The following is a 22,586-nucleotide window of genomic DNA, read 5'->3' on the forward strand; positions in this document are numbered from 1 at the left end:
TGGGAGAGGGTCAGGGTGAGGGCATCAGGCCGCACTTCCCTAAACAAAAAAACCGGGATATCCCGGTTTTTTTACGCCTGAAAACGCTTACTGATCCGCCGCCGGGCCGCAACCGCCGATGATCTTCGAAATGGAGATCGCCGGGTGCAGCAGGTAATCGTAGCTGCAGTTATTTTTGGTGTTCTGTACATGACCGGTACAGGCAGTCAGAGTCGATAACAGGCCAACCAGAACGGCGGCTTTTGCCAGTTTGAACATACGCATTCCTTGTCTTAAAAACGAAAGTTGGATGTAACTCAGGGGAATAAAGGGAGAAATTCCACTTCGGGGCGGTATGTTATCGACAGCAGTAAGAGGGGAGTAGTCCGCATAAGGACTACTCCGCAAAGGAAGAATATGCGTTAGTGATTTGAGAACCAGTTCAGCTTATCGCGCAGCTCAACCACACGACCCACCACAATCAGCGCCGGGCTTTCGACCTGCTGCGCAAGCTCTCCGAGCTGCGTCAGTACACCATTCACCACGCGTTGCTTGATGGACGTACCGTTTTCCACCAGCGCAACCGGCATATCAGCCTCCATGCCGTGCTCCAGCAGCTTCGCCTGAATCGTCGCGGCCTGGTTCAGCCCCATGTAGAAGACCAGCGTCTGCTTTTCCGCGGCCAGGTTATGCCAGTCCAGCTCGCAGCCGGTTTTCAGATGGCCCGTCACCAGACGCACGCTCTGGGCATAGTCGCGGTGGGTCAGCGGAATGCCAGAGTAAGCTGAGCAGCCGGATGCCGCCGTAATGCCCGGCACCACGGAGAACGGAATGCCCGCGTCACACAGGGTTTCCAGCTCCTCGCCGCCGCGACCAAAGATAAACGGATCGCCACCCTTAAGGCGCACCACGCGCTTACCTTTCTGCGCCTCGCGCAGCAGGATCTGGTTAATCTCCTCCTGCGGCACGCAGTGATAGCCCGCCCGTTTTCCAACGAATACGCGGTCGGCATCGCGGCGTACCAGGTTCATGATGTCATCAGAGACCAGACGATCGTAAACTACGGTATCGGCCTGCTGGATCTGCTGTAGCCCTTTCAGCGTCAGCAAGCCCGCATCGCCGGGGCCTGCGCCCACCAGCACCACTTCGCCGCGATGGTCCAGCGGCTCGCTGAGCAGCTGTTCGGTCGTCTCTTCTACGGCTTTGGTGTCCTGATTCGCCAGCGACTGCGCCAGCCTGTCGTTCACAAAGAATTTTTCCCAGAAGCGACGACGCTCGCCAACGGTCGAGAAGGTTTTCTTCACGCGGGAGCGGAGCTGCCCGGCGTAATGCGCAATCTGACCAAGGTGCTGCGGCAGCACGGCCTCCAGCTTTTCCCGCAGCAGGCGGGCGAGAACCGGCGAGCGTCCGCCGGACGACACCGCAATCATCAGCGGCGAGCGGTCGATAATCGACGGCATAATAAAGCTGGCCTCTTTCGGCGCATCCACCACGTTGCAGAAGATTCGACGCGCTTCGCAGGCGTCGCTGACGCGCTGGTTCACTTCATCGTCGTCCGTTGCGGCAATCGTCAGCCAGCAGGTATCGAGCAGGGATTCATCAAACTCACCCTGTTCCAGCGTGAGCATCCCTTCCTGAGCCCAGACCTCAAACTGTGGGGCGAAGGTGAGGGCATTGACGGTGAGCCGGGCGCCAGCCTCTAGCAGCAGGCGCGCTTTGCGTTCAGCCACGTCGCCGCCGCCCACGAGCAGGCAGTCGCGGTTGCGTAATTGACAAAAAATCGGCAGGTGATCCACGACGTTACCTCGCAGCTTTCATGGAGGGGGTAAGAATTGACGTCAGGATAACAGCAGGAATCGTACAAAACATACGGTTTTTCCTGCCGTTACCCATTAGGGGTCATAAGCTTTTCGTATTGAAAAGGCGGGGGATTAGCCTTTCAACTGCACCTTGCCGTCCTTCACGCGAACGTCATAGTGCTTCACTGAATGACTCTCATCTTCCATGCAGTAACCGTCGCTTAAGCGGAAACGCTGCTTTTTCAGCGGGCTGGCGACCCACAGTTCGCCCTGATGCTCGGCAATCAGCCCGCGGGAGAGCACGCTGGCCTCGAAGAACGGGTCGATATTGCTGATGGCAAAAACCTGTTCATCGTGGCGAGGGCGGAAAATCGCAACCTGCTCGCTGCCCAGCAGCGCGCATACGCCGGTGGCCGGGATGATGTCGTTAATATCGCAAATGTTTATCCACTGGCTCATGCGTTTTCCTCCACCAGCGTGACCGGAATACGTTCATACGGTGTCGCCGGACGATGCTGTTCACGCTCCGGTACAACCTGTACGTTCGGGTCGCGCTGGGTGCTGTTAATGAAGTGTTTGAAGCGCGTCTGCGCCGCCGGGGTGTTGACGGTTTCCGTCCATTCGCAGATCACCGCCTCGCGCAGGCGCGCCATCTCCGCTTCCAGGTGCTCGTTCAGGCCCAGCTTGTCGTCGATGATGACCGATTTCAGGTACTCGATGCCGCCTTCCAGGTTATCGAGCCAGGAGGCGGTACGGGTCAGCTTATCGGCGGTGCGGATATAGAACATCATGAAGCGGTCGAGATACTGAATCAGCGTGTCGCGATCGAGATCCGCCGCCAGCAGGTCCGCGTGGCGTGGCTTCATCCCGCCGTTGCCGCAGACGTACAGGTTCCAGCCTTTTTCGGTGGCGATAATACCCACGTCTTTACCCTGCGCTTCCGCACATTCGCGGGTACAGCCGGAGACGCCAAACTTCATTTTGTGCGGGGTGCGGATGCCTTTGTAGCGGTTTTCCAGCTCCACGCCGAAGCCCACGCTGTCGCCGACGCCGTAGCGGCACCAGGTGCTGCCCACGCAGGTTTTCGCCATGCGCAGCGCTTTGGCGTACGCGTGACCGGTTTCGAAGCCCGCTTCAATCAGCTGACGCCAGATTTCCGGCAGATCGTCTTTCTGCGCGCCAAACAGGCCAATACGCTGGGAACCGGTAATTTTGGTGTAGAGGTTAAATTCACGTGCAATACGGCCCACGGCGACCAGCCCTTCCGGCGTGATTTCGCCACCGGCTGAGCGTGGAATAACGGAGTAGGTGCCGTCTTTCTGGATGTTCGCCAGGAAGTTATCGTTGGTGTCCTGCAGCGGCGTATGCTCGGGCTTGAGCACGTACTCGTTCCAGCAGGAGGCCAGCAGGGAGCCGACGGTCGGTTTACACACTTCGCAGCCGTAGCCCTGGCCGTGTTTCGCCAGCAGTTCGTCGAAGGACTTGATGCCTTCCACGCGGATCAGGTGATACAGCTCCTGGCGAGAATACGCGAAGTGCTCGCACAGGTTGTTGTTCACTTCGATGCCCTGTTTCGCCAGTTCGGCGTTCAGCACCTGAGTGACCAGCGGAATACAGCCGCCGCAGCCGGTACCGGCTTTGGTTTCCGCTTTCAGCGCCGCAACTGTGTGGCAGCCTTTGTTGATGGCGGAGATTAGCATGCCTTTGGTGACGTCGAAGCAGGAGCAAATCTGCGCGCTGTCCGGCAGTTTATCCACGCCGATAGACGGCTTGCCGCTGGACGCGTGCGCCGGGAGGATCAGCGCGTCCGGGTTTTCCGGCAGTTCGATGGCGTTCAGCACCAGCTGGAGCAGGTTGCCGAAGTCGCTGGTGTCGCCCACCAGCACCGCGCCGAGCAGGGTTTTGTTGTCCTGGCTGACGATGAGGCGTTTGTAGACTTCTTTGCTTTCGTCGAGATAGACATAGCTGCGAGCGCCGGGCGTGCGGCCATGCGCATCGCCAATACCACCCACGTCCACGCCCAGCAGCTTCAGCTTGGCGCTCATGTCTGCACCGGTAAACGCGTTTTCGCTGCCGAGGATATGGTCCACGGCGACCTGCGCCATCTTGTAGCCCGGCGCCACCAGACCGTATACGCGGTTATTCCAGCTGGCGCATTCGCCGATGGCGTAGATATCTGGATCGGAGGTCTGGCAGGCGTCGTTGATCATGATCCCGCCGCGCTGCGCCACGGCCAGCCCGCACTGGGTCGCCAGCTTGTCGCGCGGACGAATACCGGTGGAGAAGACGATGAAGTCCACTTCCAGCTCGCTGCCATCGGCAAAGCGCATGGTTTTGCGCGCTTCAGTCCCTTCCTGAACGATCTCTTTGGTGTTTTTGCTGGTGTGAACCTTCACGCCCATGCTTTCGATTTTACGACGCAGCTGGTCACCGCCCATGTGGTCGAGCTGTTCGGCCATCAGCATCGGGGCAAATTCGATGACGTGGGTTTCAACGCCGAGGTTTTTCAGCGCGCCTGCCGCTTCCAGACCCAGCAGGCCGCCGCCGACGACCGCGCCGCGACGGCTGCGACGGGCGCAGGATTCGATGGCGTTGAGGTCTTCAATGGTACGGTAGACGAAGCAATCCTGAGTTTCCGAGCCTTTGATCGGCGGGATCCACGGATAGGAGCCCGTCGCCATGATCAGCTTGTCGTAAAAAACCGTACGCCCGGCGCTGGAGTGGATCACTTTTTCCTGACGGTTGATGGTGATAGCGCGTTCGCCCACCAGCACTTTTACGCCATGCTTCTCGTAGAAACCTTCGCGCACCAGAGAGAGCTCTTCGGCGGTATGATGGGAAAAGTAGGAAGACAGGTGCACACGGTCGTACGCCTTGCGGGGTTCTTCACAGAACACGGTAATATCGAACTGCTCAGCATCGGCCTTATCGAGAAGATCCTCAATAAAGCGGTGGCCGACCATGCCGTTACCGATGATAGCGAGTCTGACTTTGCTCATTATTGCCTCGATTTCTTTTCTATTATTGCCTACCTTAACGATTCAGCAGGGGCGCTTATTGATGCAAATCAAATACGTCTTCGCCTACTCCTTAGGTGGTATATAACTGATTTGTCAGGATTTTTATAAGTGGCGGAAATCGCAGGCTTTTCGTGCTCGTTGAATTTGTGTACAAATCAGGGGCGGTTTTGCCAAAATCGATACGCCTGAATATCAGCGGCGTTTTTTAGGGGAAGGGTATGTCTACAACACCGTTATGGCTTGTTCAGAATGTTCGTTTACCGGGTCAGGAAGGGCTGTGGCAGCTCGCCATTGAGAACGGGCGATTTGGTGACATCACCCCGATGGACGACACCCACGCCGAAAGTTATGAAGTATTGAACGCGCGCGGCGGGCTTGCGATCCCGCCGTTCATTGAGCCGCATATTCATCTTGATACGACCCAGACCGCGGGTGAGCCGAACTGGAACCAGTCCGGCACGCTGTTCGAAGGCATTGAGCGCTGGGCGGAGCGCAAGGCGTTGCTCAGCCATGAGGATGTTAAAGCGCGCGCCTGGAAAACGCTGAAGTGGCAAATTGCCAACGGCATCCAGTTTGTCCGTACCCATGTGGATGTCTCCGACCCGACGCTCACCGCCCTGAAGGCGATGCTGGAGGTGAAGCAGGAGGTTGCCCCGTGGGTGACGCTGCAAATCGTCGCGTTCCCGCAGGAAGGTATTCTCTCTTACCCGAACGGCGCGGCGCTGCTGGAAGAGGCGTTAAGGCTGGGGGCCGACGTGGTGGGGGCGATCCCGCACTTCGAGTTCACCCGCGAGTATGGCGTGCAGTCGCTGCATATCGCTTTTGAACTGGCGAAGAAATATGACCGTCCGCTGGATATCCACTGCGATGAAATCGACGACGAGCAGTCGCGGTTTGTCGAGACGGTGGCAGCGCTGGCGTATGAGGCAGGTATCGGCCCGCGCGTGACGGCCAGCCACACCACCGCCATGCACTCCTACAACGGCGCTTACACCTCGCGGCTCTTCCGTCTGCTGAAAATGTCGGGGATTAACTTCGTCGCTAACCCGCTGGTCAATATCCATCTGCAGGGGCGCTTTGATGACTATCCGAAGCGCCGCGGCATCACTCGGGTGAAAGAGCTGCAGGAAGCGGGCATTAACGTCTGCTTCGGTCATGACGACGTCTTCGACCCGTGGTACCCGCTCGGCACCGGCAACATGCTGCAGGTGCTGCATATGGGGCTGCACGTCTGTCAGATGATGGGCTATCCGCAAATCGACAGCGGCCTGAATCTCATCACCCATAACAGCGCCCGTACCTTCGGCCTGAGCGATTACGGTATTGCCACGGGGAACCCGGCGAACCTGATTATTCTGCCTGCCGAGAGCGGGTTTGAAGCGGTGCGCTGCCAGGTGCCGGTGCGCTGGTCGATTCGTCAGGGACGGGTGATCGCCACGACGCAGCTGGCGCAGACGTGGATCCAGATGGATATCGGAGGAGAAGAGGTAAGTTTTGCCAGAAACAGCCCCTCTGCCGAGCGCAAAGGGGCGTAGGGGTTAGTGAGACGCTGCCGCCGCGTTGTGCTGGCGGTGGCGGGTCACGAAGCCCAGAACGAAGCACATGATAAACACCACGGCATACAGACCGTTCGCGGTGTGCAGCGCCGCCAGCGGGCCGCTGTGGGCGACGATCGGGCCGGTGACCACGAAGGTCAGCATGGTGCCGATGGTGCCGCAGGTCAGGACGAAGTTAACCAGCTTCGGCGAGGCCACTTTGGTCTGCAGGGAGCCCAGGGTGATGATAGAGGTATAAATGGCGCTGGAGAAGAAGCCCAGGGTCAGAATGAACCACGGCATGTGCTCCGGTGAACCGTTGATGAACAGGTACATCAGCACGGTCGCCAGCCCCGCCAGCACGGTCAGAATGCGCTGCAGGTCGAAGAAGCGCAGGATGAAGCTAAACGCCCACATGCCGAACATGTAAGACATCCAGAAATCGCTCACCAGTTTACCCGCATCGTTCAGGCTCATGCCCAGACCTTTCGCGTACTCCGGTACCCAGGAGATAAAGCCCAGCTGGCCCAGGATGTAGCACAGCGCGGCGATGGAGAGGAACAGCACGCCGATGCCCCACTTTTCTTCCGCAACCGGCTCTGCGGTGGTTTGTGCTTTCTTGCCCAGCACCGGGAAGTCGCAGCCGAAGGTCAGAATAAAGATCGCCACGTAGACCAGGCCGATGCAGGCATAGACCCAGTACCACTCAATGCTGCGCGCCAGCAGAACCGCCGCGACCATCGGGAAAATCATTCCGGCCATGCTGAAGAAGGAGTCGGTAAACAGCAGACGCGCGCCGCGCTGGCGGCCTTCATACATATGGGTAATCAGGAACGTACCGATCGACATGGTGATCCCGCTGACCAGACCCAGCACGAACATGGCGGCGGAGAACAGGGCGATGCTGTGGCTCAGCATCAGGCCCGCCACGGCGGCAACCATCAGCACAAAGCCAAAGCGCAGCTGGGTTTTCAGCGGGACGATTTCCATCAGCCAGGCATTCAGGAAGATGGAGATCAGGATCCCCGCGTTGAGGAAGGTGAAGGTGTTACTCATGCTGGAAACGGGCAGCTGGAAGTAGTCTGCGATATTTCCCATCACCATCCCGGTGACGATCACCAACGCGCCGGTCAGGGCGTAGGAGAAGAAGCTGATCCATGTGAGCTTGATGCGATTGCTGTTAGTCATGTCTGGCCTGTTCAGAAAAAGAAAAACGCCCGGGGGGCGCTGAGAGCGGGCAGATTTTAGTCGCTAAAGTGATCTATTCCTATCTTTTAAGGGCAATGATTACGTCATTGCAGGTTTTAGTGTGATCTAAATCACATTAATTGACGGCGTAACCAATCGTTTGCGCGGTAATAATTGTTTCAATTTCGTAAAATTAGGTAAAAGGCTGGTCTCCGTTCATACTGCTCTTTAGAATCAAGCCATTCGCTTTTTATACTGCGCTTTGTTAAGGAATTCTCATGCTCAAATCAACACTGGCGGCTGTCGCAGCTGTGTTTGCTCTTTCTGCCGTTTCCCCTGCTGCGCTGGCAGCCAAAGGGGACCCTCACGTTCTGCTGACCACCTCTGCCGGGAATATTGAGCTGGAACTGAATAGCCAGAAAGCCCCTGTTTCCGTGAAAAACTTCCTCGACTATGTGAACAGTGGTTTCTATAACAACACCACTTTCCACCGCGTGATCCCAGGCTTTATGGTGCAGGGCGGCGGCTTCAACGAGCAAATGCAGCAGAAGCAGCCAAACCCGCCTATTAAAAACGAAGCGGACAACGGCCTGCTGAACAAACGCGGCACCATCTCCATGGCGCGTACCGCAGACAAAGACAGCGCGACCAGCCAGTTCTTCCTGAACGTGGCGGATAACGCCTTCCTCGACCACGGTCAGCGCGACTTTGGCTATGCCGTTTTCGGTAAGATTGTGAAAGGCATGGACGTGGCCGATAAGATTTCTCAGGTGCCTACTCACGACGTCGGTCCGTACCAGAATGTGCCGTCAAAACCGGTGGTTATCCTCTCCGCAAAAGTTCTGCCGTAATTCTCCTGAACGCGGGCTTCTTCTGCCCGCGTTATGTCGCCCTCCCTGCGAAAGCGCGTTTTGCTGCTTATACTTGTGGCAAACGGACTATTCAGGGAGGCGTTAAGTGAAAAAACTCACCGACAAGCAAAAATCCCGTCTCTGGGAGCAGCAGCGTAACGTCAATTTACAGGCCAGTTGTCTCCTTGAAAAAGGTAATGGTCCCTCAGAGCCCCATATTGAGACGCTGGAGCTTGGGCCTTCCGCGCCCGGGTTGCCCCATCTGTGCCTCATTCATCGTCATTTGTACCGCAGCGAGATGAAGCGGGCAGGCGAGCTCCGTACCGACGATATTTTTAAAGGGGATATTCCTTTCTGCCATTTCGAATACATCGAGAAGATGGGCAACGAGCTGATGGCGGCGCTGGAAAGCGAAAAGTATCTCGTGGGTCTTGAGAAAGCGGCGTTTGTTGACCGGGTTAGCCACTATTACTGCGAAATCAACATGCTGCATCCGTTTATGCGCGGCAACGGTATTGCCCAGCGCGTTTTCTTCGAGCAGCTGGCGCTCCACGCGGGCTACTCGCTGGACTGGCGCGATATCGATCCCGACCAGTGGGTGACGGCTAACCGAAGCGGCGCAACGGGAGATTTAACCGCGCTCAACGCTATCTTTGCCAAAGTAGTGAGCGAAGCGCGGGAATCTGAGTAGAATAGGGCGGCATTTTTTTCGGGAGCCGCCATGATTCTGCTGATTGATAACTACGATTCCTTCACCTGGAACCTTTACCAGTATTTTTGTGAACTGGGTGCAGAGGTGGTTGTCCGCCGTAACGACGAGATCGGACTGGCCGATATCGGGACGCTGGCTCCGCAGAAAATCGTGATTTCTCCGGGGCCGTGTACGCCGTCGGAATCGGGTATTTCTCTGGATGTGATCCAGCACTTTGCCGGCAAGCTGCCGATACTGGGTGTCTGCCTGGGCCATCAGGCGATTGCTCAGGCGTTTGGTGCCACCATCGTGCGCGCCGCGAAAGTGATGCACGGTAAAACCTCTCCGGTCACCCACGCCGGCACCGGGGTATTCACGGGGCTCAATAACCCGTTAACCGTGACGCGCTACCATTCCCTGGTGATTGACCCGTCTACGCTGCCCGACTGCTTTGAGGTGACCGCCTGGAGCGATACGCAGGAGATCATGGGGATTCGCCACCGCGAATGGGACCTCGAAGGCGTGCAGTTCCACCCGGAAAGCATCCTCAGCGAGCAGGGGCACGCGCTGCTGGCAAATTTCCTCAATCGCTGAATATCTGTTGCCTTGCTGTGATTTTTTATGCATATTTTGTGATTATATTTTCACAATCACTGTGACATAAAAATGGATGGTCATGACATGGCAACTGAACAACCAGCAATTACCCGCGCGACATTTGATGAAGTGATCCTGCCGATTTATGCACCGGCTGAGTTTATCCCGGTGAAGGGAAAAGGCAGCCGCGTCTGGGATCAGCAGGGTAAAGAGTATGTGGATTTCGCGGGCGGTATTGCGGTCACTGCGCTGGGTCATTGCCATCCCGCGCTGGTTGAGGCGCTGAAAACCCAGGGCGAAACCCTGTGGCATACCAGCAACGTGTTCACCAACGAACCGGCGCTGCGCCTGGGCCGCAAGATCATCGATGCGACCTTTGCCGAGCGCGTGCTGTTTATGAACTCCGGCACTGAAGCCAACGAAACTGCGTTTAAGCTGGCGCGCTACTACGCGACAACGCGCCACAGCCCGTACAAAACCAAAATCATCGCCTTCCACAATGCCTTCCACGGACGCTCCTTCTTTACCGTCTCCGTTGGCGGCCAGCCGAAGTATTCCGACGGGTTTGGCCCGAAACCGGCCGACATCGTCCACGTACCGTTTAACGATCTGCACGCGGTGAAAGCGGTCATGGACGACCACACCTGCGCGGTGGTGGTCGAGCCTATCCAGGGTGAAGGCGGCGTGACGGCGGCAACTCCGGAATTCCTGAAAGGGCTGCGCGCGCTGTGCGACGAGCATCAGGCGCTGCTGGTCTTTGATGAAGTGCAGTGCGGGATGGGGCGTACCGGCGATCTGTTCGCTTATATGCACTACGGCGTGACGCCGGACATCCTGACCAGCGCCAAAGCGCTCGGCGGCGGTTTCCCGGTGAGTGCGGTACTGACGACGCAGGAGATCGCCTCCGCGTTCCACGTCGGTTCTCACGGTTCCACCTACGGCGGTAACCCGCTGGCGAGCGCCGTGGCGGGTGCCGCATTCGACATTATCAACACGCCGGAGGTGTTGAACGCCGTGAGCGCGAAGCGCGAGCTGTTCGTAAAACACCTGCAAAAGATTGATGAACAGTACGATGTGTTCAGCGAAATTCGCGGGATGGGGCTGTTGATTGGCGCCGAGCTGAAGCCGCAGTACAAAGGCCGGGCGCGCGACTTCCTGCACGCCGCCGCCCACGAAGGGGTGATGGTGCTTAATGCCGGGCCTGACGTGATGCGCTTTGCGCCGTCGCTGGTGGTAGAAGACAAAGACATCGAAGACGGTTTAACCCGCTTTGCCGCGGCGGTCGAGAAGATCGTAAAAGGCTAATACTCGGTTCGCTTTAGCCGGCGCGTTAACCAAATGCCGTGATGCGGACGCTGACGCCATGCCACCGACGAAATGGTGTGCATGGTGTTCAGATGCCCCAGAACGCGCTGTAAATGCTGCTCCAGGGTGCTCATTGGCCCGTGGGTCAACGTCTCCGGCGCTTCCAGAATGTTTGAGTCGCCCGACTCGCCCGGCGCGTCATACTCCAGACGCTGCTGGCACCTCTGCAACGCAATTTCACACGACTGCAAATAGCGCTGCGCCAGATCCGGCGTCAGCATCGTGTGCTCGCGCGCCAGCGTGGTCATGGCGTTAATGTGCTCGACGATAAACTGGCTGTGCGTCACCCAGAGCTTCATGTCTGCCAGATAGTGCGAGTTAAAGCCCGGCTCCTGCATCGCCTGGTTGAGCGAGTTAAACAGGGCGTTGTGCGCCTGGTTGACCTTCATCCGCTGATAGGCCAGCGGGGAGGGCTGCGGATCGTCGCTCAGGATCAGGCGAATAGCCTGCTGGTCGGCTTCCAGCGCGTCGTGGGCGTTCTGCCTCAGCAGCCCGCTCTGCCACTGCGGCCACAGCCAGACCATGCCGCCAAAGGCAATCAGGCAGCCGATCAGGGTATCAATCAGTCTGGCGACAATAAACTGTTCGCCATTGAGCGTGAGCAACTGCAGCGTATATACCGCCGTCACCGTAAAGCCCACCATCGCCCAGCCGTAGTTTTTGCGGATAATCAGGTAGCTCACCAGCGTAATCGCCAGCATCCCTGCCAGGGTATAGCCTTCCGGCACGTGGAAGTGCAGCGTCACGCCTGCAATGATCAGCCCGGCCAGCGTTCCGCCAGCCCGATGCAGAATACGCACCCGCGTGGCGCCGTAGCCGTTCTGGGTGACAAACAGCACGGTCATTAAGATCCAGTACGGTTTCGGCAGATGCAGCGCCATGCCCATCAGGCTGGCGGTACTGAGCATAACGCTAATCCTTGCGGCGTTGCGCAGGGCGGACGATTTAAGAGAAAGATAGCTTTTGAGCGCGGGCAATAGCGGAAGCCGTTTTTGCTTATCCGCCATCAGGTCGCGGGGATAAAGCGGGCGCTGGGTGCGCAACACGCGGGCGATGCGGCTGAAGTGCCAGGCGGCAAACTGGCCGACCGGGTTATCGGGATGCTGACGGGCGATTTTCTCCAGCGCGCCCAGCTGTTTTTCCATGTTAAAGCGCGTGGGGTAGCGGTGGTAGAGAATATCGTCGGCCAGCACCCGCAGGCGTGCCGAGACGGTCTGCGCGTTCCAGCGGATCACCGCTTCGGCGTGGCTGCGCTCGACCAGCTTTTGCACCTCCTGCGGGTGGTGAAGGCTAACGGAGATATGCTCCTGTAGATCCAGCCCGACCTGGAAGGTGCGCAGCAGCCGCTTGTACTCGTGGTTCTTGTTGGCGGCGAGCATATGCAGCTGCTGATAGCACTGGCTTATGAGATCCACCACCTTCTGCTGGCGCGTCAGCAGCGGCGGTAAGGATTTTTCCGGGTCGGTATGCTGGGTGAGCAGGGTGTATTTGGCTTCGCAGTAATCCGCAAGCTGCACATAGAGCAGGCTCAGGGATTCACGCAGCGGCTGCTCACGCCACAGCCAGAACCAAAACCAGTTAAACAGCCCGTACCATAATGTCCCCAGGGCGTAGATCAGCAGTGGCTCCCACACCGGCATGTTCCCGGCGAGGCTCAGCGTGAAAATGGCCGCAATCAGCGAGGCGGGAAGCAGGCGAGCGTGCAGCGAACTGATTTCCGCCGTGACGCCAAGGGTCATCGCCAGTACGGTCAGGATCAGCGGCAGCGGGATATCCCGGGCAAGCAGGAGTTGTACGGCGAGGCTACAGCCCGCAAACAGGCAGCCACCAACGATCAGGCGTTTGAAAAAACGCTTATGCGGCGTGTCCAAACCGGCAATGTTGCAGCAGGCGGGCACGAGGGAAAACAGCAGGCCTTGCTGAAGATGTCCGAGGATCAGGCCTATGGCCACAGGAAGACACAACACCAGCGTTTGCCGCAGTGCGTAGTTAACTTCCGGGTGATAGATCAGCCTGCGCCACATGGGGAGTAGAGACAAAAACGGCGTGACACCTTGCGATGGCACGCCGTTTAAGCGGAATTAACGCGTTCCGTAGACCACGATGGTTTTACCGTGGGCGGAGATCAGGTTTTGATCTTCCAGCATTTTCAGGATACGGCCCACTGTTTCACGGGAGCAACCGACGATCTGACCAATTTCCTGACGGGTAATTTTAATTTGCATGCCGTCCGGGTGGGTCATGGCGTCTGGCTGTTTCGCCAGGTTCAACAGGGTTTGTGCGATACGGCCGGTAACGTCCAGGAAGGCGAGGTTACCCACTTTCTCTGACGTGACCTGCAGACGGCGCGCCATCTGGGAAGAAAGACGCATCAGGATGTCAGGGTTAACCTGAATCAGCTGACGGAACTTCTTGTAAGAAATTTCAGCCACTTCACATGCTGTCTTTGCTCGAACCCAGGCGCTACGTTCCTGGCCCTCTTCAAACAGGCCCAGTTCACCGATGAAATCGCCCTGGTTCAGATAAGAAAGGATCATCTCTTTCCCTTCTTCATCTTTGATCAGCACTGCCACCGAGCCTTTAACGATGTAATACAACGTTTCCGCTTTTTCACCCTGGTGAATCAGCGTGCTCTTCGATGGGTACTTATGAATGTGGCAATGAGACAAGAACCATTCGAGAGTCGGGTCTGTTTGCGGTTTGCCAAGCACCATGCGCTGTTATCCTCTGTTATAAGCTGTCACCAGAGTCATCAGATGCATCCGGACTCTGGGGTTGCAATCGAATTCTTACCCATACCCTGGGAAGTCGGCTACCGTAACGTTTCGCAGCCAGTAAAGTTTGATGTCCTCTGCATACACGTGTAACGTCAATGTATTACTGTAGCATCCTGAGTGTTTTAGCATAGCTTTCGCCGCGTGTCTCCTGGTGTCTCGCTTCAGCATGATGCAGGTCGCCTTCCATTGCGATAAATGTAACGCACGCGTAATCTGTCACCAAAAATGCAACGTTGGAGTTAATGAATATGCAAGCGCGCGTGAAATGGGTTGAAGGTTTAACGTTCCTGGGCGAGTCCGCGTCAGGACACCAGATTTTGATGGACGGTAACTCCGGCGATAAAGCACCCAGCCCAATGGAAATGGTGCTGATGGCGGCAGGCGGATGCAGCGCAATTGATGTGGTGTCGATTCTGCAAAAAGGACGTCATGACGTGACGGATTGTGAGGTTAAACTCACGTCAGAACGTCGCGAAGAGGCGCCACGCCTGTTCACCCATATTAACCTGCACTTTGTGGTCACCGGTAAAAAGCTGAAAGACGCGGCGGTCTCGCGTGCGGTGGACCTGTCTGCGGAGAAGTACTGCTCTGTGGCGTTAATGCTGGAGAAAGCGGTAAAAATCACGCATTCGTATGAAGTGAGCGAGGCGTGATTGATGGTGCATCGTGCGTGTTGATGCCCTCACCCTAACCCTCTCCCACAGGGAGAGGGAACATGCTCACGCGATCTGCTTCCCTTCCATCAGTCGCTCCACCAGCGGCGTCATGATGAGCTCCATCGCCAGCCCCATTTTTCCGCCCGGCACGACTAACGTATTCATGTGTGAAATAAACGAGCCCTGCAGCATTGCCAGCAGCCAGGGGTAATCAATACCTTCGAGATTGCGGAAATGGATCACCACAAAGCTCTCATCCAGCGACGGGATGCTTTTAGCGGCAAACGGGTTCGAGGTATCCACCGTCGGCACGCGCTGGAAGTTGATATGGGTGCGGGAGAACTGCGGCGTCAGGAAGTTAATGTAATCCTCCATGGAGCGCACCACGGAGTCCATCACCGCCTCTCGCGAATGGCCGCGCTCGCTCATGTCGCGCGTCAGCTTCTGGATCCACTCCAGGTTAACGATAGGGACCACGCCGACCAGCAGATCCACGTGGCGCGCCACGTCGTGTTGAGGCGTGACCACGCCGCCGTGCAATCCTTCGTAAAACAGGACGTCGGTAGGTTCCGGCAGCGGCTGCCACGGGGTAAAGGTTCCCGGCACCTGATTCCAGGGTACGGCTTCATCATAGGTGTGCAGATACTTGCGGGACTGCCCTTTGCCGCTCTTACCGTACTCTATAAAGGTTTGTTCCAGCAGGCCAAAGTCATTGGCCTCCGGGCCGAAGTAGCTGATGTGTTTACCCGAATCGCGCGCCTTACGAATGGCCATGTCCATCTCCGGACGCGTGTAGCGGTGAAAGCTGTCGCCTTCGACCTCCGCCGCACGGAGATTCAGCTGGGCGAAAATCTTGCGAAATGCGAGGCTGGTGGTGGTGGTTCCCGCACCACTCGACCCCGTAACGGCAATAACCGGATGTCTGGCAGACATAGCAACTCCCTGACTGAAAAGGGTGGAAGATCAGCCGTGAAACGCGTTGCGGGGCATGATATTGACCGTCTCATGCAGTTCTGACCACACCAGCACCACGTCGCCGCTTTTCAGCTGGCGCTTAACATCGTTGACCTTTTGCTCAAGCGAGCGTTCCTGTTCACCATAATCGGTGCCTTCGCGTAATACAAAGCTTTCAATCAGATTATCGAGCGTTTCGGGAGCCAGATCCTGCCAGGGAATAATCATTTTGCACCGTCCAGATAAGGGGTCAGCCAGTCAGGAATTCGCGCCTCAAGCCACATTTTCGGGCGGCGCAGCGTGCCCCCGATAAACCCGACGTGGCCGCCATGCTCGGTCAACTGATAGTGAACGTTGTCGGGCAGGAATTCCTGAGCGGGGATCGAGTGATGATCCATAAACGGGTCATCTTTGGCATGAATAATCAGCGTCGGCTGCGTGATCTTGCTGAGCAGCGGCATGGCGCTGCACTGACGATAATAGTCAATCGCATCGGCGAAGCCGTGGATTTTCGCGGTGATCAGGTCGTCGAACTCGCGGATACGACGCACCTTTTTCAGCTGGCGCAGGCTTACCGGCAGGGTATCCGGGTAGGCCTTCAGCTTACGCGCCGCGTTGGCCTTCAGCAGGTTGAGCAGGTAGCGCTGGTAGACGCGGGAAAAGCCTTTATCCATGTGGTAGCTGCACTGCTCGAGCATAAACGGCGCGGAGACAATGACGGCGGCATCCAGCGGTACGCTTTCACCCTCTTTGGCCAGCAGACAGGCCAGCATATTCCCGCCCAGCGAGTAGCCCACGGCGGCCGTTGGCACGGTGCCATAATTTTCCCGCAGCCAGTGTAAAAACCACGTCCCGTCTTCGGTTTCACCCGAGTGATAAATGCGTTTCTGACGATTCGGTTCACCGCTGCAGCCGCGAAAATGCATCACCACGCCGAGCCAGCCGCGCGCTTTTGCCGCCTCAATTAGCCCATGCGCATACGGGCTGTGCAGGCTGCCTTCCAGACCGTGGAAAACCACCAGACGCGGCTTATGGCGAGCCTGTTCAGGCGCTTCGCTCCAGGCGAGATCCAGAAAATCACCGTCTGGCAGGTCAAGCCGTTGCCAGTGCGGGGTGAACTGAACCTTGCGGCGGATCAGTCGCGGCAGCATGGTCTGCAAATGGGGATTGGCCACGCCGCGCATAGGCACGAACTCAGTGCTGTCTTCGGCCGCAATGTCGAAGTCTGATGGAATGATTTGGGTCATAAGCGCGATGCTGATTCTTGTCGGAAATTTACGATACTTTCCGAATTGTACCCCGTTTAAGCTGGATTTCCGAACCCGGTACGGATTCTATTCTTCAAACGGGGTAAACAGGTCAGTCAGCCTGCAGCATCGCTTCCAGCTGTTCCTGCGCGTCGAGCCAGGCCATCTCGCACTCTTCGAGACTGGATTTGGTCTTCGCCTGGGTTTGCAGGCAGTCGGTCAGCTCCGCTTTGCGGCTCTGGTCATACAGGCCGCTATCGCCGAGCTTCTCTTCAACGATAGCCAGCGTGGCGTTGAGTTTTTCCATCTCTTTTTCGAGACGGGTAATCTCTTTACGCAGGGGCTGCGTCTGGGTGCGCAGCTCCGCCTCACGGCGCTTCTGATCTTTACGCGCCTGCGCGCTGTTGGCGTTGTCTTTCGCTGACTCTTCCGGCTGGTTTTCCTGCTTCTGCACGTCCGTCAGCCACTGCTGATAGTCTTCCAGATCGCCGTCGAACGGTTCGACTTTGCCGCCGTGCACTAAATAGAGATCGTCCGTGGTGGAGCGGATCAGGTGACGGTCGTGCGAAACCACCACCAGCGCGCCTTCGAACTCAATCAGCGCTTCGGTCAGCGCCTGACGCATGTCGAGATCCAGGTGGTTGGTCGGTTCATCGAGCAGCAGCAGGTTCGGGCGCTGCCAGACGATCAGCGCCAGCACCAGACGGGCCTTTTCGCCGCCGGAGAAGCGCTCGGTGTTTTCAGTCACCTTATCGCCCTGGAAGCCGAAGCCGCCGAGATAGTCGCGCAGCTTCTGCTCCATCTCCTGCGGCGCAAGACGCGCTAGGTGCTGAATTGGCGATTCATCCGCGCGTAAAAATTCCAGCTGATGCTGGGCGAAGTAACCCAGCTTGATGCCCTTCGCCAGACCAATTTCACCGCTGACCGGGTTAAGCTCGCCCGCCAGCAGTTTGATCAGCGTCGATTTACCGGCGCCGTTACGCCCCAGCAGGCCAATGCGGGAACCCGGCACCAGGTTGAGCTTGATGGAGTCGAGAATAATGCGGTCGGCATAGCCAGCGCTGACTTTTTCCATTTTCAGCAGCGGGTTAGGCAGGCTTTCCGGCTCGCGGAAGCTGAAGTGGAACGGGTTATCCACGTGCGCCGGGGCGATCATCTCCATGCGTTCCAGCATCTTGATGCGGCTCTGGGCCTGCTTGGCTTTTGAGGCTTTGGCCTTAAAGCGATCCACGAAGCTCTGCAGATGCGCGACGCGCTGCTGCTGGCTTTCGTACATGGACTGCTGCTGGGCGAGACGCGTCGCGCGCTGGCGCTCGAAGGAGCTGTAGTTGCCGGTGTACTCGAACATCGTTTGCTGTTCGATATGAATAATTTTATCCACCACCGGGTCAAGGAAGTCGCGGTCGTGGGAGATCAGAATCAGAGTGCCCTGATAGCTCTTGAGCCACTTCTCCAGCCAAATAACCGCATCGAGATCGAGGTGGTTGGTCGGTTCGTCGAGCAACAGCAGGTCAGAGCGGCAGATCAGCGCCTGCGCCAGATTGAGGCGCATACGCCAGCCGCCGGAGAAGTCGCTGACCGGGCGTTCCAGCTGTTCGTTGCTGAAGCCCAGGCCGTGCAGCAGGCTGGAGGCGCGGGAGCGAATGGTCCACGCGTCGATGGCGTCCAGCTTGCCGTGAACGGTGGCGATGGCGTGACCGTCGTTGCGCTCGTTAGCAGAATGAAGTTCCGCTTCGAGCTTGCGGTATTCACGGTCGCCGTCGATAACATAGTCGAGTGCCGGTTCGCTCAGCGCCGGCGTCTCCTGGTTTACCCAGGCGAGCTGCCAGTTCCCCGGGAAGGTAAAGTTACCGCCATCCGCGCTAATCTCGTTTTTCAGCAGCGCCAGCAGGGTGGATTTACCGCAGCCGTTTTTGCCGACCAGACCCACTTTTTGGCCCGGGTTGATGGTAGCAGTGGCGTTATCCAGCAGGACGCGCACGCCGCGACGAATTTGTAACGAGGAGAAAACAATCATAGAAGCGCCGTATGTTCCGACTATGTTAATTTGTCATTATGATAATGTAAGGTGTGGGCCATTTTCCGCACCGGGCCGCCATGGTAGCCCAAAACAGCGACGATACACAAAAACAGAAACAAGACCGGGAGGGGAATGATGTCTCAGACAGCAAAAGTGCTGCTGCTGTATGCCCATCCGGAATCTCAGGACTCGGTGGCAAACCGGGTGCTGCTTAAGCCGGCCACACAGCTTAGTAACGTAACGGTGCACGATCTCTACGCACACTACCCTGATTTCTTTATTGATATCCCTTACGAGCAGGAGCTGCTGCGTCAGCATGACGTGATTGTGTTCCAGCATCCGCTTTATACCTATAGCTGTCCGGCACTGCTGAAAGAGTGGCTGGACCGCGTGCTGAGCCGGGGCTTCTCCAGCGGGGTGGGGGGCAACCAGCTGGCGGGAAAGTACTGGCGTAGTGTGATTACGACCGGTGAACCCGAAAGCGCTTACCGTCACGACGGGCTGAACCGCTATCCGATGAGCGATATCCTCAGGCCTTTCGAGCTGACGGCGGCCATGTGCCGTATGCACTGGATGAGCCCGATTATTGTCTACTGGGCGCGGCGTCAGGATCCGAAAGAGCTGGCAAGCCACGCCAGAGCCTACGGTGAATGGCTGGCGTCGCCCATTCCGGCAGGAGGTCGTTAATGGAAGGATCGAATTTACTCCTCGCCGGGGTGCTGTTTTTATTTGCGGCCGTCGTCGCGGTGCCGCTTGCAGCCCGTATTGGTATCGGTGCGGTGCTGGGGTATCTGCTGGCGGGGATCGCGATTGGTCCCTGGGGGCTGGGATTCATCAGCGATGTCGATGAGATCCTCCATTTCTCCGAGCTGGGCGTGGTGTTCCTGATGTTCATCATCGGCCTGGAGCTGAATCCTTCGAAATTGTGGCAGCTCCGACGCTCTATCTTTGGCGTGGGCGCCGCGCAGGTGTTGTTCAGCGCCGCGATCCTGGGTGGCCTGTTAATGCTGACCCACTTTTCATGGCAGGCGGCGGTGATTGGCGGGATAGGCCTTGCGATGTCGTCGACGGCGATGGCGCTGCAGCTGATGCGCGATAAAGGGATGAATCGCAACGAAGCCGGTCAGCTGGGCTTTTCGGTGCTGCTGTTCCAGGATTTGGCGGTGATCCCGGCGCTGGCGCTGGTGCCGCTGCTGGCGGGGTCCGGGGACGATCACTTCGACTGGGCTAAAATCGCCATGAAGGTGCTGGCCTTCGCGGGCATGCTGATTGGCGGTCGTTTCCTGCTACGTCCCGTGTTCCGCTTTATTGCCGCGTCTGGCGTTCGCGAGGTGTTTACCGCCGCGACGCTGCTGCTGGTGCTGGGATCTGCGTTGTTTATGGACGCGCTGGGGCTGTCGATGGCGCTCGGGACCTTCATCGCCGGGGTGCTGCTGGCGGAGAGCGAGTATCGGCACGAGCTGGAAATTGCCATCGATCCCTTCAAAGGGCTGCTGCTAGGCCTGTTCTTTATTTCTGTGGGGATGGCGCTCAACCTTGGCGTGCTCTATACCCATCTGCTGTGGGTAGTAGTGAGCGTCGCCATCCTGGTGGCGGTGAAGATGCTGGTGCTGTACGTCATGTCACGTATCTACGGGCTGCGCAGTTCGGAACGCATGCAGTTTGCCAGCGTGTTAAGCCAGGGAGGCGAGTTCGCGTTTGTGCTGTTCTCGACCGCATCCTCCCAGAAGCTGTTTAAAGACGATCAGATGGCGCTTTTGCTGGTGACGGTCACGCTGTCTATGATGACCACGCCGCTGCTGATGAAGCTGGTGGATAAACTGCTGTCGCGTCGCCTGAACCCAAATGACGATGAAGACGAAGCGCCGTGGGTGGAAGACGATAAGCCGCAGGTGATTGTGGTGGGCTTTGGCCGTTTTGGACAGGTGATTGGACGCCTGCTGATGGCGAACAAAATGCGCATTACGGTACTGGAGCGGGATATCAGCGCGGTCAACCTGATGCGTAAATATGGCTACAAGGTTTACTACGGCGATGCGACCCAGCTCGAGCTGCTGCGCTCGGCGGGGGCGGAAGCGGCAGAGTCCATCGTGATTACCTGTAACGATCCGGAAGACACGATGAAGCTGGTGGATCTGTGCCAGCAGCATTTCCCGCATCTGCATATTCTGGCGCGCGCGCGGGGACGTGTTGAAGCTCACGAATTGTTGCAGGCGGGTGTGAAACACTTCTCCCGTGAGACGTTCTCCAGTGCGCTGGAGCTGGGCCGTAAGGCGCTGATCTCGCTTGGCATGCATCCGCATCAGGCGCAGCGCGCCCAGATGCACTTCCGCCGGCTGGATATGCGGATGTTGCGCGAGCTGATGCCGGTACATACCGATACGGCGCAGATCTCCCGCGTGCGGGAAGCGCGTCGCGAGCTGGAGGAGATCTTCCAGCGAGAGATGCAACAGGAACGACGCCAGCTTGATGGCTGGGATGAATTTGAATAAAGGGTAACGAAAGATGGCTGTACGTAAACGCTTTATCGCGGGTGCCAAATGCCCGACCTGCCAGGCGCAAGATACCCTGGCGATGTGGCGGGAAAATAATGTTGATGTTGTTGAGTGTGTTAAGTGCGGTCACCAGATGCGTGAGGCCGATAAAGAGGCCCGCGATCACGTTCGCAAAGAAGAGCAAGTTATCGGGATTTTTCATCCGGACTAGCGATATGCCCTGAGTTTTTTTAAGCTAAAGGGTACACGGGTGCAGATTTCCGCTACAATCTGCGCCAGCAATTTTCCCACGCTCAGGAGATATCATGAAAGTAGCAAAAGACCTGGTGGTCAGCCTGGCCTATCAGGTACGTACAGAAGACGGTGTGTTGGTTGATGAGTCTCCGGTGAGTGCGCCGCTTGACTATCTGCATGGTCACGGTTCCCTGATTTCTGGCCTGGAAAACGCGCTGGAAGGTCATGAAGTTGGCGACAAATTTGACGTTGCTGTAGGCGCGAACGACGCTTACGGTCAGTATGACGACAACCTGGTTCAGCGCGTTCCTAAAGACGTGTTCATGGGCGTTGACGAACTGCAGGTTGGCATGCGCTTCCTGGCTGAAACTGACCAGGGCCCGGTTCCTGTTGAAATCACCGAAGTGGAAGATGACCACGTCGTGGTTGACGGTAACCACATGCTGGCTGGCCAGAACCTGAAGTTCAACGTAGAAGTTGTTGCGATCCGTGAAGCTACCGAAGAAGAGCTGGCTCATGGCCACGTTCACGGTGCGCACGGTCACGACCATGACCACGATCACGGCCACGACGGCTGCTGCGGTGGCCACGATCACGACCATGGTCACGACCACGGTAAAGGTGGTTGCGGTAACGGCGGCTGCGGTTGCCACTAATACCCGTCGTCTTTCAAGCCGCAGGTGCGTTGGCTGCGCTTTCAAACCCCGGTCACATAGTTATCTATGCTCCCGGGGGTTTTCAAGCTTGCCGCCTTCCTGCGACTCGAAATCCATAGGGTATTTGGTATGTAGGCCCGGTAAGCTTCGCGCCACCGGGCACAAAAAAAGCGGGATAATCCCGCTTTTTTTACGCCTCAATAATGAGGAGGTGGCGTCTCTTCTGACTGAGAGGCAATGTTTGACGGCTGCGTGGCCTTCAGCTTTTCCGTCAGCAGGCGCATATGATCCCGCAGTTTTGCCATTTCGAGCTCATGTGCGGTCACGGTCTGGTTTAGCTCTTCGATGGTGATGTCCTGAAAAGCCAGGCGGCTTTCCAGCTCAGCCATTCTCGCTTCTATTGCTGTATCCTTCATCATTCACCTCGTTTATTTCAGATTCGCCATAATGGCCCTGCGGCGGCGCAGTTTAACTGAGTTTATCCTTAAGTACAGTCCGCATCCCCTTGGCAGGAAACTTATT

The 22,586-nt window shown here is 57.3% G+C and carries 22 protein-coding genes; 10 read left to right on the forward strand and 12 right to left on the reverse strand.

The genetic code is table 11. From position 1 onward, the window contains the following. Window positions 1–87: 87 nt before the first annotated feature. From UR289_RS16060 to nirB, 4 genes are all read right to left on the reverse strand, one after another. Window positions 88–258, reverse strand: a complete 171-nt coding sequence (locus tag UR289_RS16060; protein WP_033146806.1) for a YhfL family protein — start codon at window positions 256–258, stop codon at window positions 88–90. Between the two features lie 143 nt (window positions 259–401). Then, the gene (gene cysG, locus UR289_RS16065) at window positions 402–1,775 is read right to left on the reverse strand and encodes a siroheme synthase CysG (RefSeq protein ID WP_064673709.1); all 1,374 of its coding nucleotides are present in this window, start codon (window positions 1,773–1,775) and stop codon (window positions 402–404) included. A 135-nt stretch (window positions 1,776–1,910) separates the two neighbouring features. Continuing rightward, complete coding sequence (nirD, locus tag UR289_RS16070; RefSeq protein WP_023309475.1) at window positions 1,911–2,237, reverse strand: nitrite reductase small subunit NirD; 327 nt, start codon at window positions 2,235–2,237, stop codon at window positions 1,911–1,913. Further along, window positions 2,234–4,777, reverse strand: coding sequence for a nitrite reductase large subunit NirB (gene nirB / locus UR289_RS16075; RefSeq protein ID WP_320710895.1), 2,544 nt, complete (start codon window positions 4,775–4,777; stop codon window positions 2,234–2,236). The genes nirD and nirB overlap by 4 nt, the downstream gene beginning before the upstream one ends. Window positions 4,778–5,016: 239 nt before the next feature. Between nirB and UR289_RS16080 the strand changes: the two genes are divergently transcribed. Next, window positions 5,017–6,333 (forward strand): cytosine deaminase, encoded by a 1,317-nt coding sequence (locus tag UR289_RS16080; RefSeq protein ID WP_094934894.1) that lies wholly within the window; start codon window positions 5,017–5,019, stop codon window positions 6,331–6,333. A 3-nt stretch (window positions 6,334–6,336) separates the two neighbouring features. Here the strand turns inward: UR289_RS16080 and tsgA are convergent, their stop codons facing one another. After that, window positions 6,337–7,521, reverse strand: a complete 1,185-nt coding sequence (tsgA, locus tag UR289_RS16085; protein ID WP_320710896.1) for an MFS transporter TsgA — start codon at window positions 7,519–7,521, stop codon at window positions 6,337–6,339. Window positions 7,522–7,799: 278 nt separating this feature from the next. On the opposite strand from tsgA, the gene ppiA reads away from it, so the two are divergent. From ppiA to argD, 4 genes are all read left to right on the forward strand, one after another. Next, complete coding sequence (ppiA, locus tag UR289_RS16090) at window positions 7,800–8,372, forward strand: peptidylprolyl isomerase A (RefSeq protein WP_023309471.1); 573 nt, start codon at window positions 7,800–7,802, stop codon at window positions 8,370–8,372. 106 nt (window positions 8,373–8,478) lie between these two features. Beyond that, window positions 8,479–9,063 carry a putative adenosine monophosphate-protein transferase Fic gene (locus UR289_RS16095; RefSeq protein WP_069303363.1) on the forward strand — a complete coding sequence of 195 codons (585 nt, stop codon included), beginning with the start codon at window positions 8,479–8,481 and terminating at the stop codon, window positions 9,061–9,063. A 30-nt stretch (window positions 9,064–9,093) separates the two neighbouring features. Further along, a complete protein-coding gene (gene pabA, locus UR289_RS16100; protein ID WP_087823619.1) occupies window positions 9,094–9,657 on the forward strand; it encodes an aminodeoxychorismate synthase component 2 in 564 nt (187 codons plus the stop codon). 87 nt (window positions 9,658–9,744) lie between these two features. Beyond that, window positions 9,745–10,965 (forward strand): bifunctional acetylornithine/succinyldiaminopimelate transaminase, encoded by a 1,221-nt coding sequence (gene argD, locus UR289_RS16105; protein WP_172421409.1) that lies wholly within the window; start codon window positions 9,745–9,747, stop codon window positions 10,963–10,965. Here argD and UR289_RS16110 read toward each other — a convergent pair. Both UR289_RS16110 and crp read right to left on the reverse strand, forming a co-directional pair. Continuing rightward, a complete protein-coding gene (locus UR289_RS16110) occupies window positions 10,962–13,049 on the reverse strand; it encodes a YccS/YhfK family putative transporter (RefSeq protein ID WP_221703183.1) in 2,088 nt (695 codons plus the stop codon). The genes argD and UR289_RS16110 overlap by 4 nt on opposite strands. Before the next feature lie 57 nt (window positions 13,050–13,106). Then, a complete protein-coding gene (gene crp / locus UR289_RS16115) occupies window positions 13,107–13,739 on the reverse strand; it encodes a cAMP-activated global transcriptional regulator CRP (protein WP_000242758.1) in 633 nt (210 codons plus the stop codon). Window positions 13,740–14,050: 311 nt separating this feature from the next. On the opposite strand from crp, the gene UR289_RS16120 reads away from it, so the two are divergent. After that, window positions 14,051–14,455: an OsmC family protein gene (locus tag UR289_RS16120; RefSeq protein ID WP_320710918.1), complete on the forward strand. Its 405-nt coding sequence runs from the start codon at window positions 14,051–14,053 to the stop codon at window positions 14,453–14,455. A gap of 66 nt (window positions 14,456–14,521) precedes the next feature. On the opposite strand, the gene UR289_RS16125 is transcribed toward UR289_RS16120, so the two are convergent. The 4 genes from UR289_RS16125 to UR289_RS16140 form a co-directional block, all read right to left on the reverse strand. Continuing rightward, window positions 14,522–15,391 (reverse strand): phosphoribulokinase, encoded by an 870-nt coding sequence (locus tag UR289_RS16125; RefSeq protein ID WP_023309465.1) that lies wholly within the window; start codon window positions 15,389–15,391, stop codon window positions 14,522–14,524. A 30-nt stretch (window positions 15,392–15,421) separates the two neighbouring features. Further along, window positions 15,422–15,640, reverse strand: a complete 219-nt coding sequence (locus tag UR289_RS16130) for a YheU family protein (protein ID WP_008503016.1) — start codon at window positions 15,638–15,640, stop codon at window positions 15,422–15,424. Then, window positions 15,637–16,659: a hydrolase gene (locus UR289_RS16135; protein WP_039263094.1), complete on the reverse strand. Its 1,023-nt coding sequence runs from the start codon at window positions 16,657–16,659 to the stop codon at window positions 15,637–15,639. Before UR289_RS16135 ends, UR289_RS16130 begins: the two co-directional genes overlap by 4 nt. Window positions 16,660–16,771: 112 nt before the next feature. Beyond that, window positions 16,772–18,676 carry an ABC transporter ATP-binding protein gene (locus UR289_RS16140; protein ID WP_033146795.1) on the reverse strand — a complete coding sequence of 635 codons (1,905 nt, stop codon included), beginning with the start codon at window positions 18,674–18,676 and terminating at the stop codon, window positions 16,772–16,774. A gap of 135 nt (window positions 18,677–18,811) precedes the next feature. On the opposite strand from UR289_RS16140, the gene kefG reads away from it, so the two are divergent. The 4 genes from kefG to slyD all read left to right on the forward strand — a co-directional run bounded on the left by kefG (window position 18,812) and on the right by slyD (window position 22,064). After that, window positions 18,812–19,366, forward strand: a complete 555-nt coding sequence (gene kefG, locus UR289_RS16145) for a glutathione-regulated potassium-efflux system ancillary protein KefG (protein WP_021242220.1) — start codon at window positions 18,812–18,814, stop codon at window positions 19,364–19,366. Then, window positions 19,366–21,171 (forward strand): glutathione-regulated potassium-efflux system protein KefB, encoded by a 1,806-nt coding sequence (gene kefB / locus UR289_RS16150; protein ID WP_048976248.1) that lies wholly within the window; start codon window positions 19,366–19,368, stop codon window positions 21,169–21,171. Before kefG ends, kefB begins: the two co-directional genes overlap by 1 nt. 13 nt (window positions 21,172–21,184) lie before the next feature. Next, window positions 21,185–21,385: a YheV family putative zinc ribbon protein gene (locus UR289_RS16155; protein WP_033146793.1), complete on the forward strand. Its 201-nt coding sequence runs from the start codon at window positions 21,185–21,187 to the stop codon at window positions 21,383–21,385. A gap of 94 nt (window positions 21,386–21,479) precedes the next feature. Beyond that, on the forward strand, window positions 21,480–22,064 hold the full coding sequence (gene slyD, locus UR289_RS16160; RefSeq protein WP_114979375.1) for a peptidylprolyl isomerase: 585 nt from the start codon (window positions 21,480–21,482) through the stop codon (window positions 22,062–22,064). 197 nt (window positions 22,065–22,261) lie between these two features. Here the strand turns inward: slyD and UR289_RS16165 are convergent, their stop codons facing one another. Further along, window positions 22,262–22,480 (reverse strand): protein SlyX, encoded by a 219-nt coding sequence (locus UR289_RS16165; RefSeq protein WP_023309461.1) that lies wholly within the window; start codon window positions 22,478–22,480, stop codon window positions 22,262–22,264. Between the last annotated feature and the right edge of the window lie 106 nt (window positions 22,481–22,586).

The sequence above is a fragment of the Enterobacter sp. 302C9 genome (assembly GCF_034106085.1).
Lineage (GTDB): Bacteria > Pseudomonadota > Gammaproteobacteria > Enterobacterales > Enterobacteriaceae > Enterobacter > Enterobacter asburiae_B.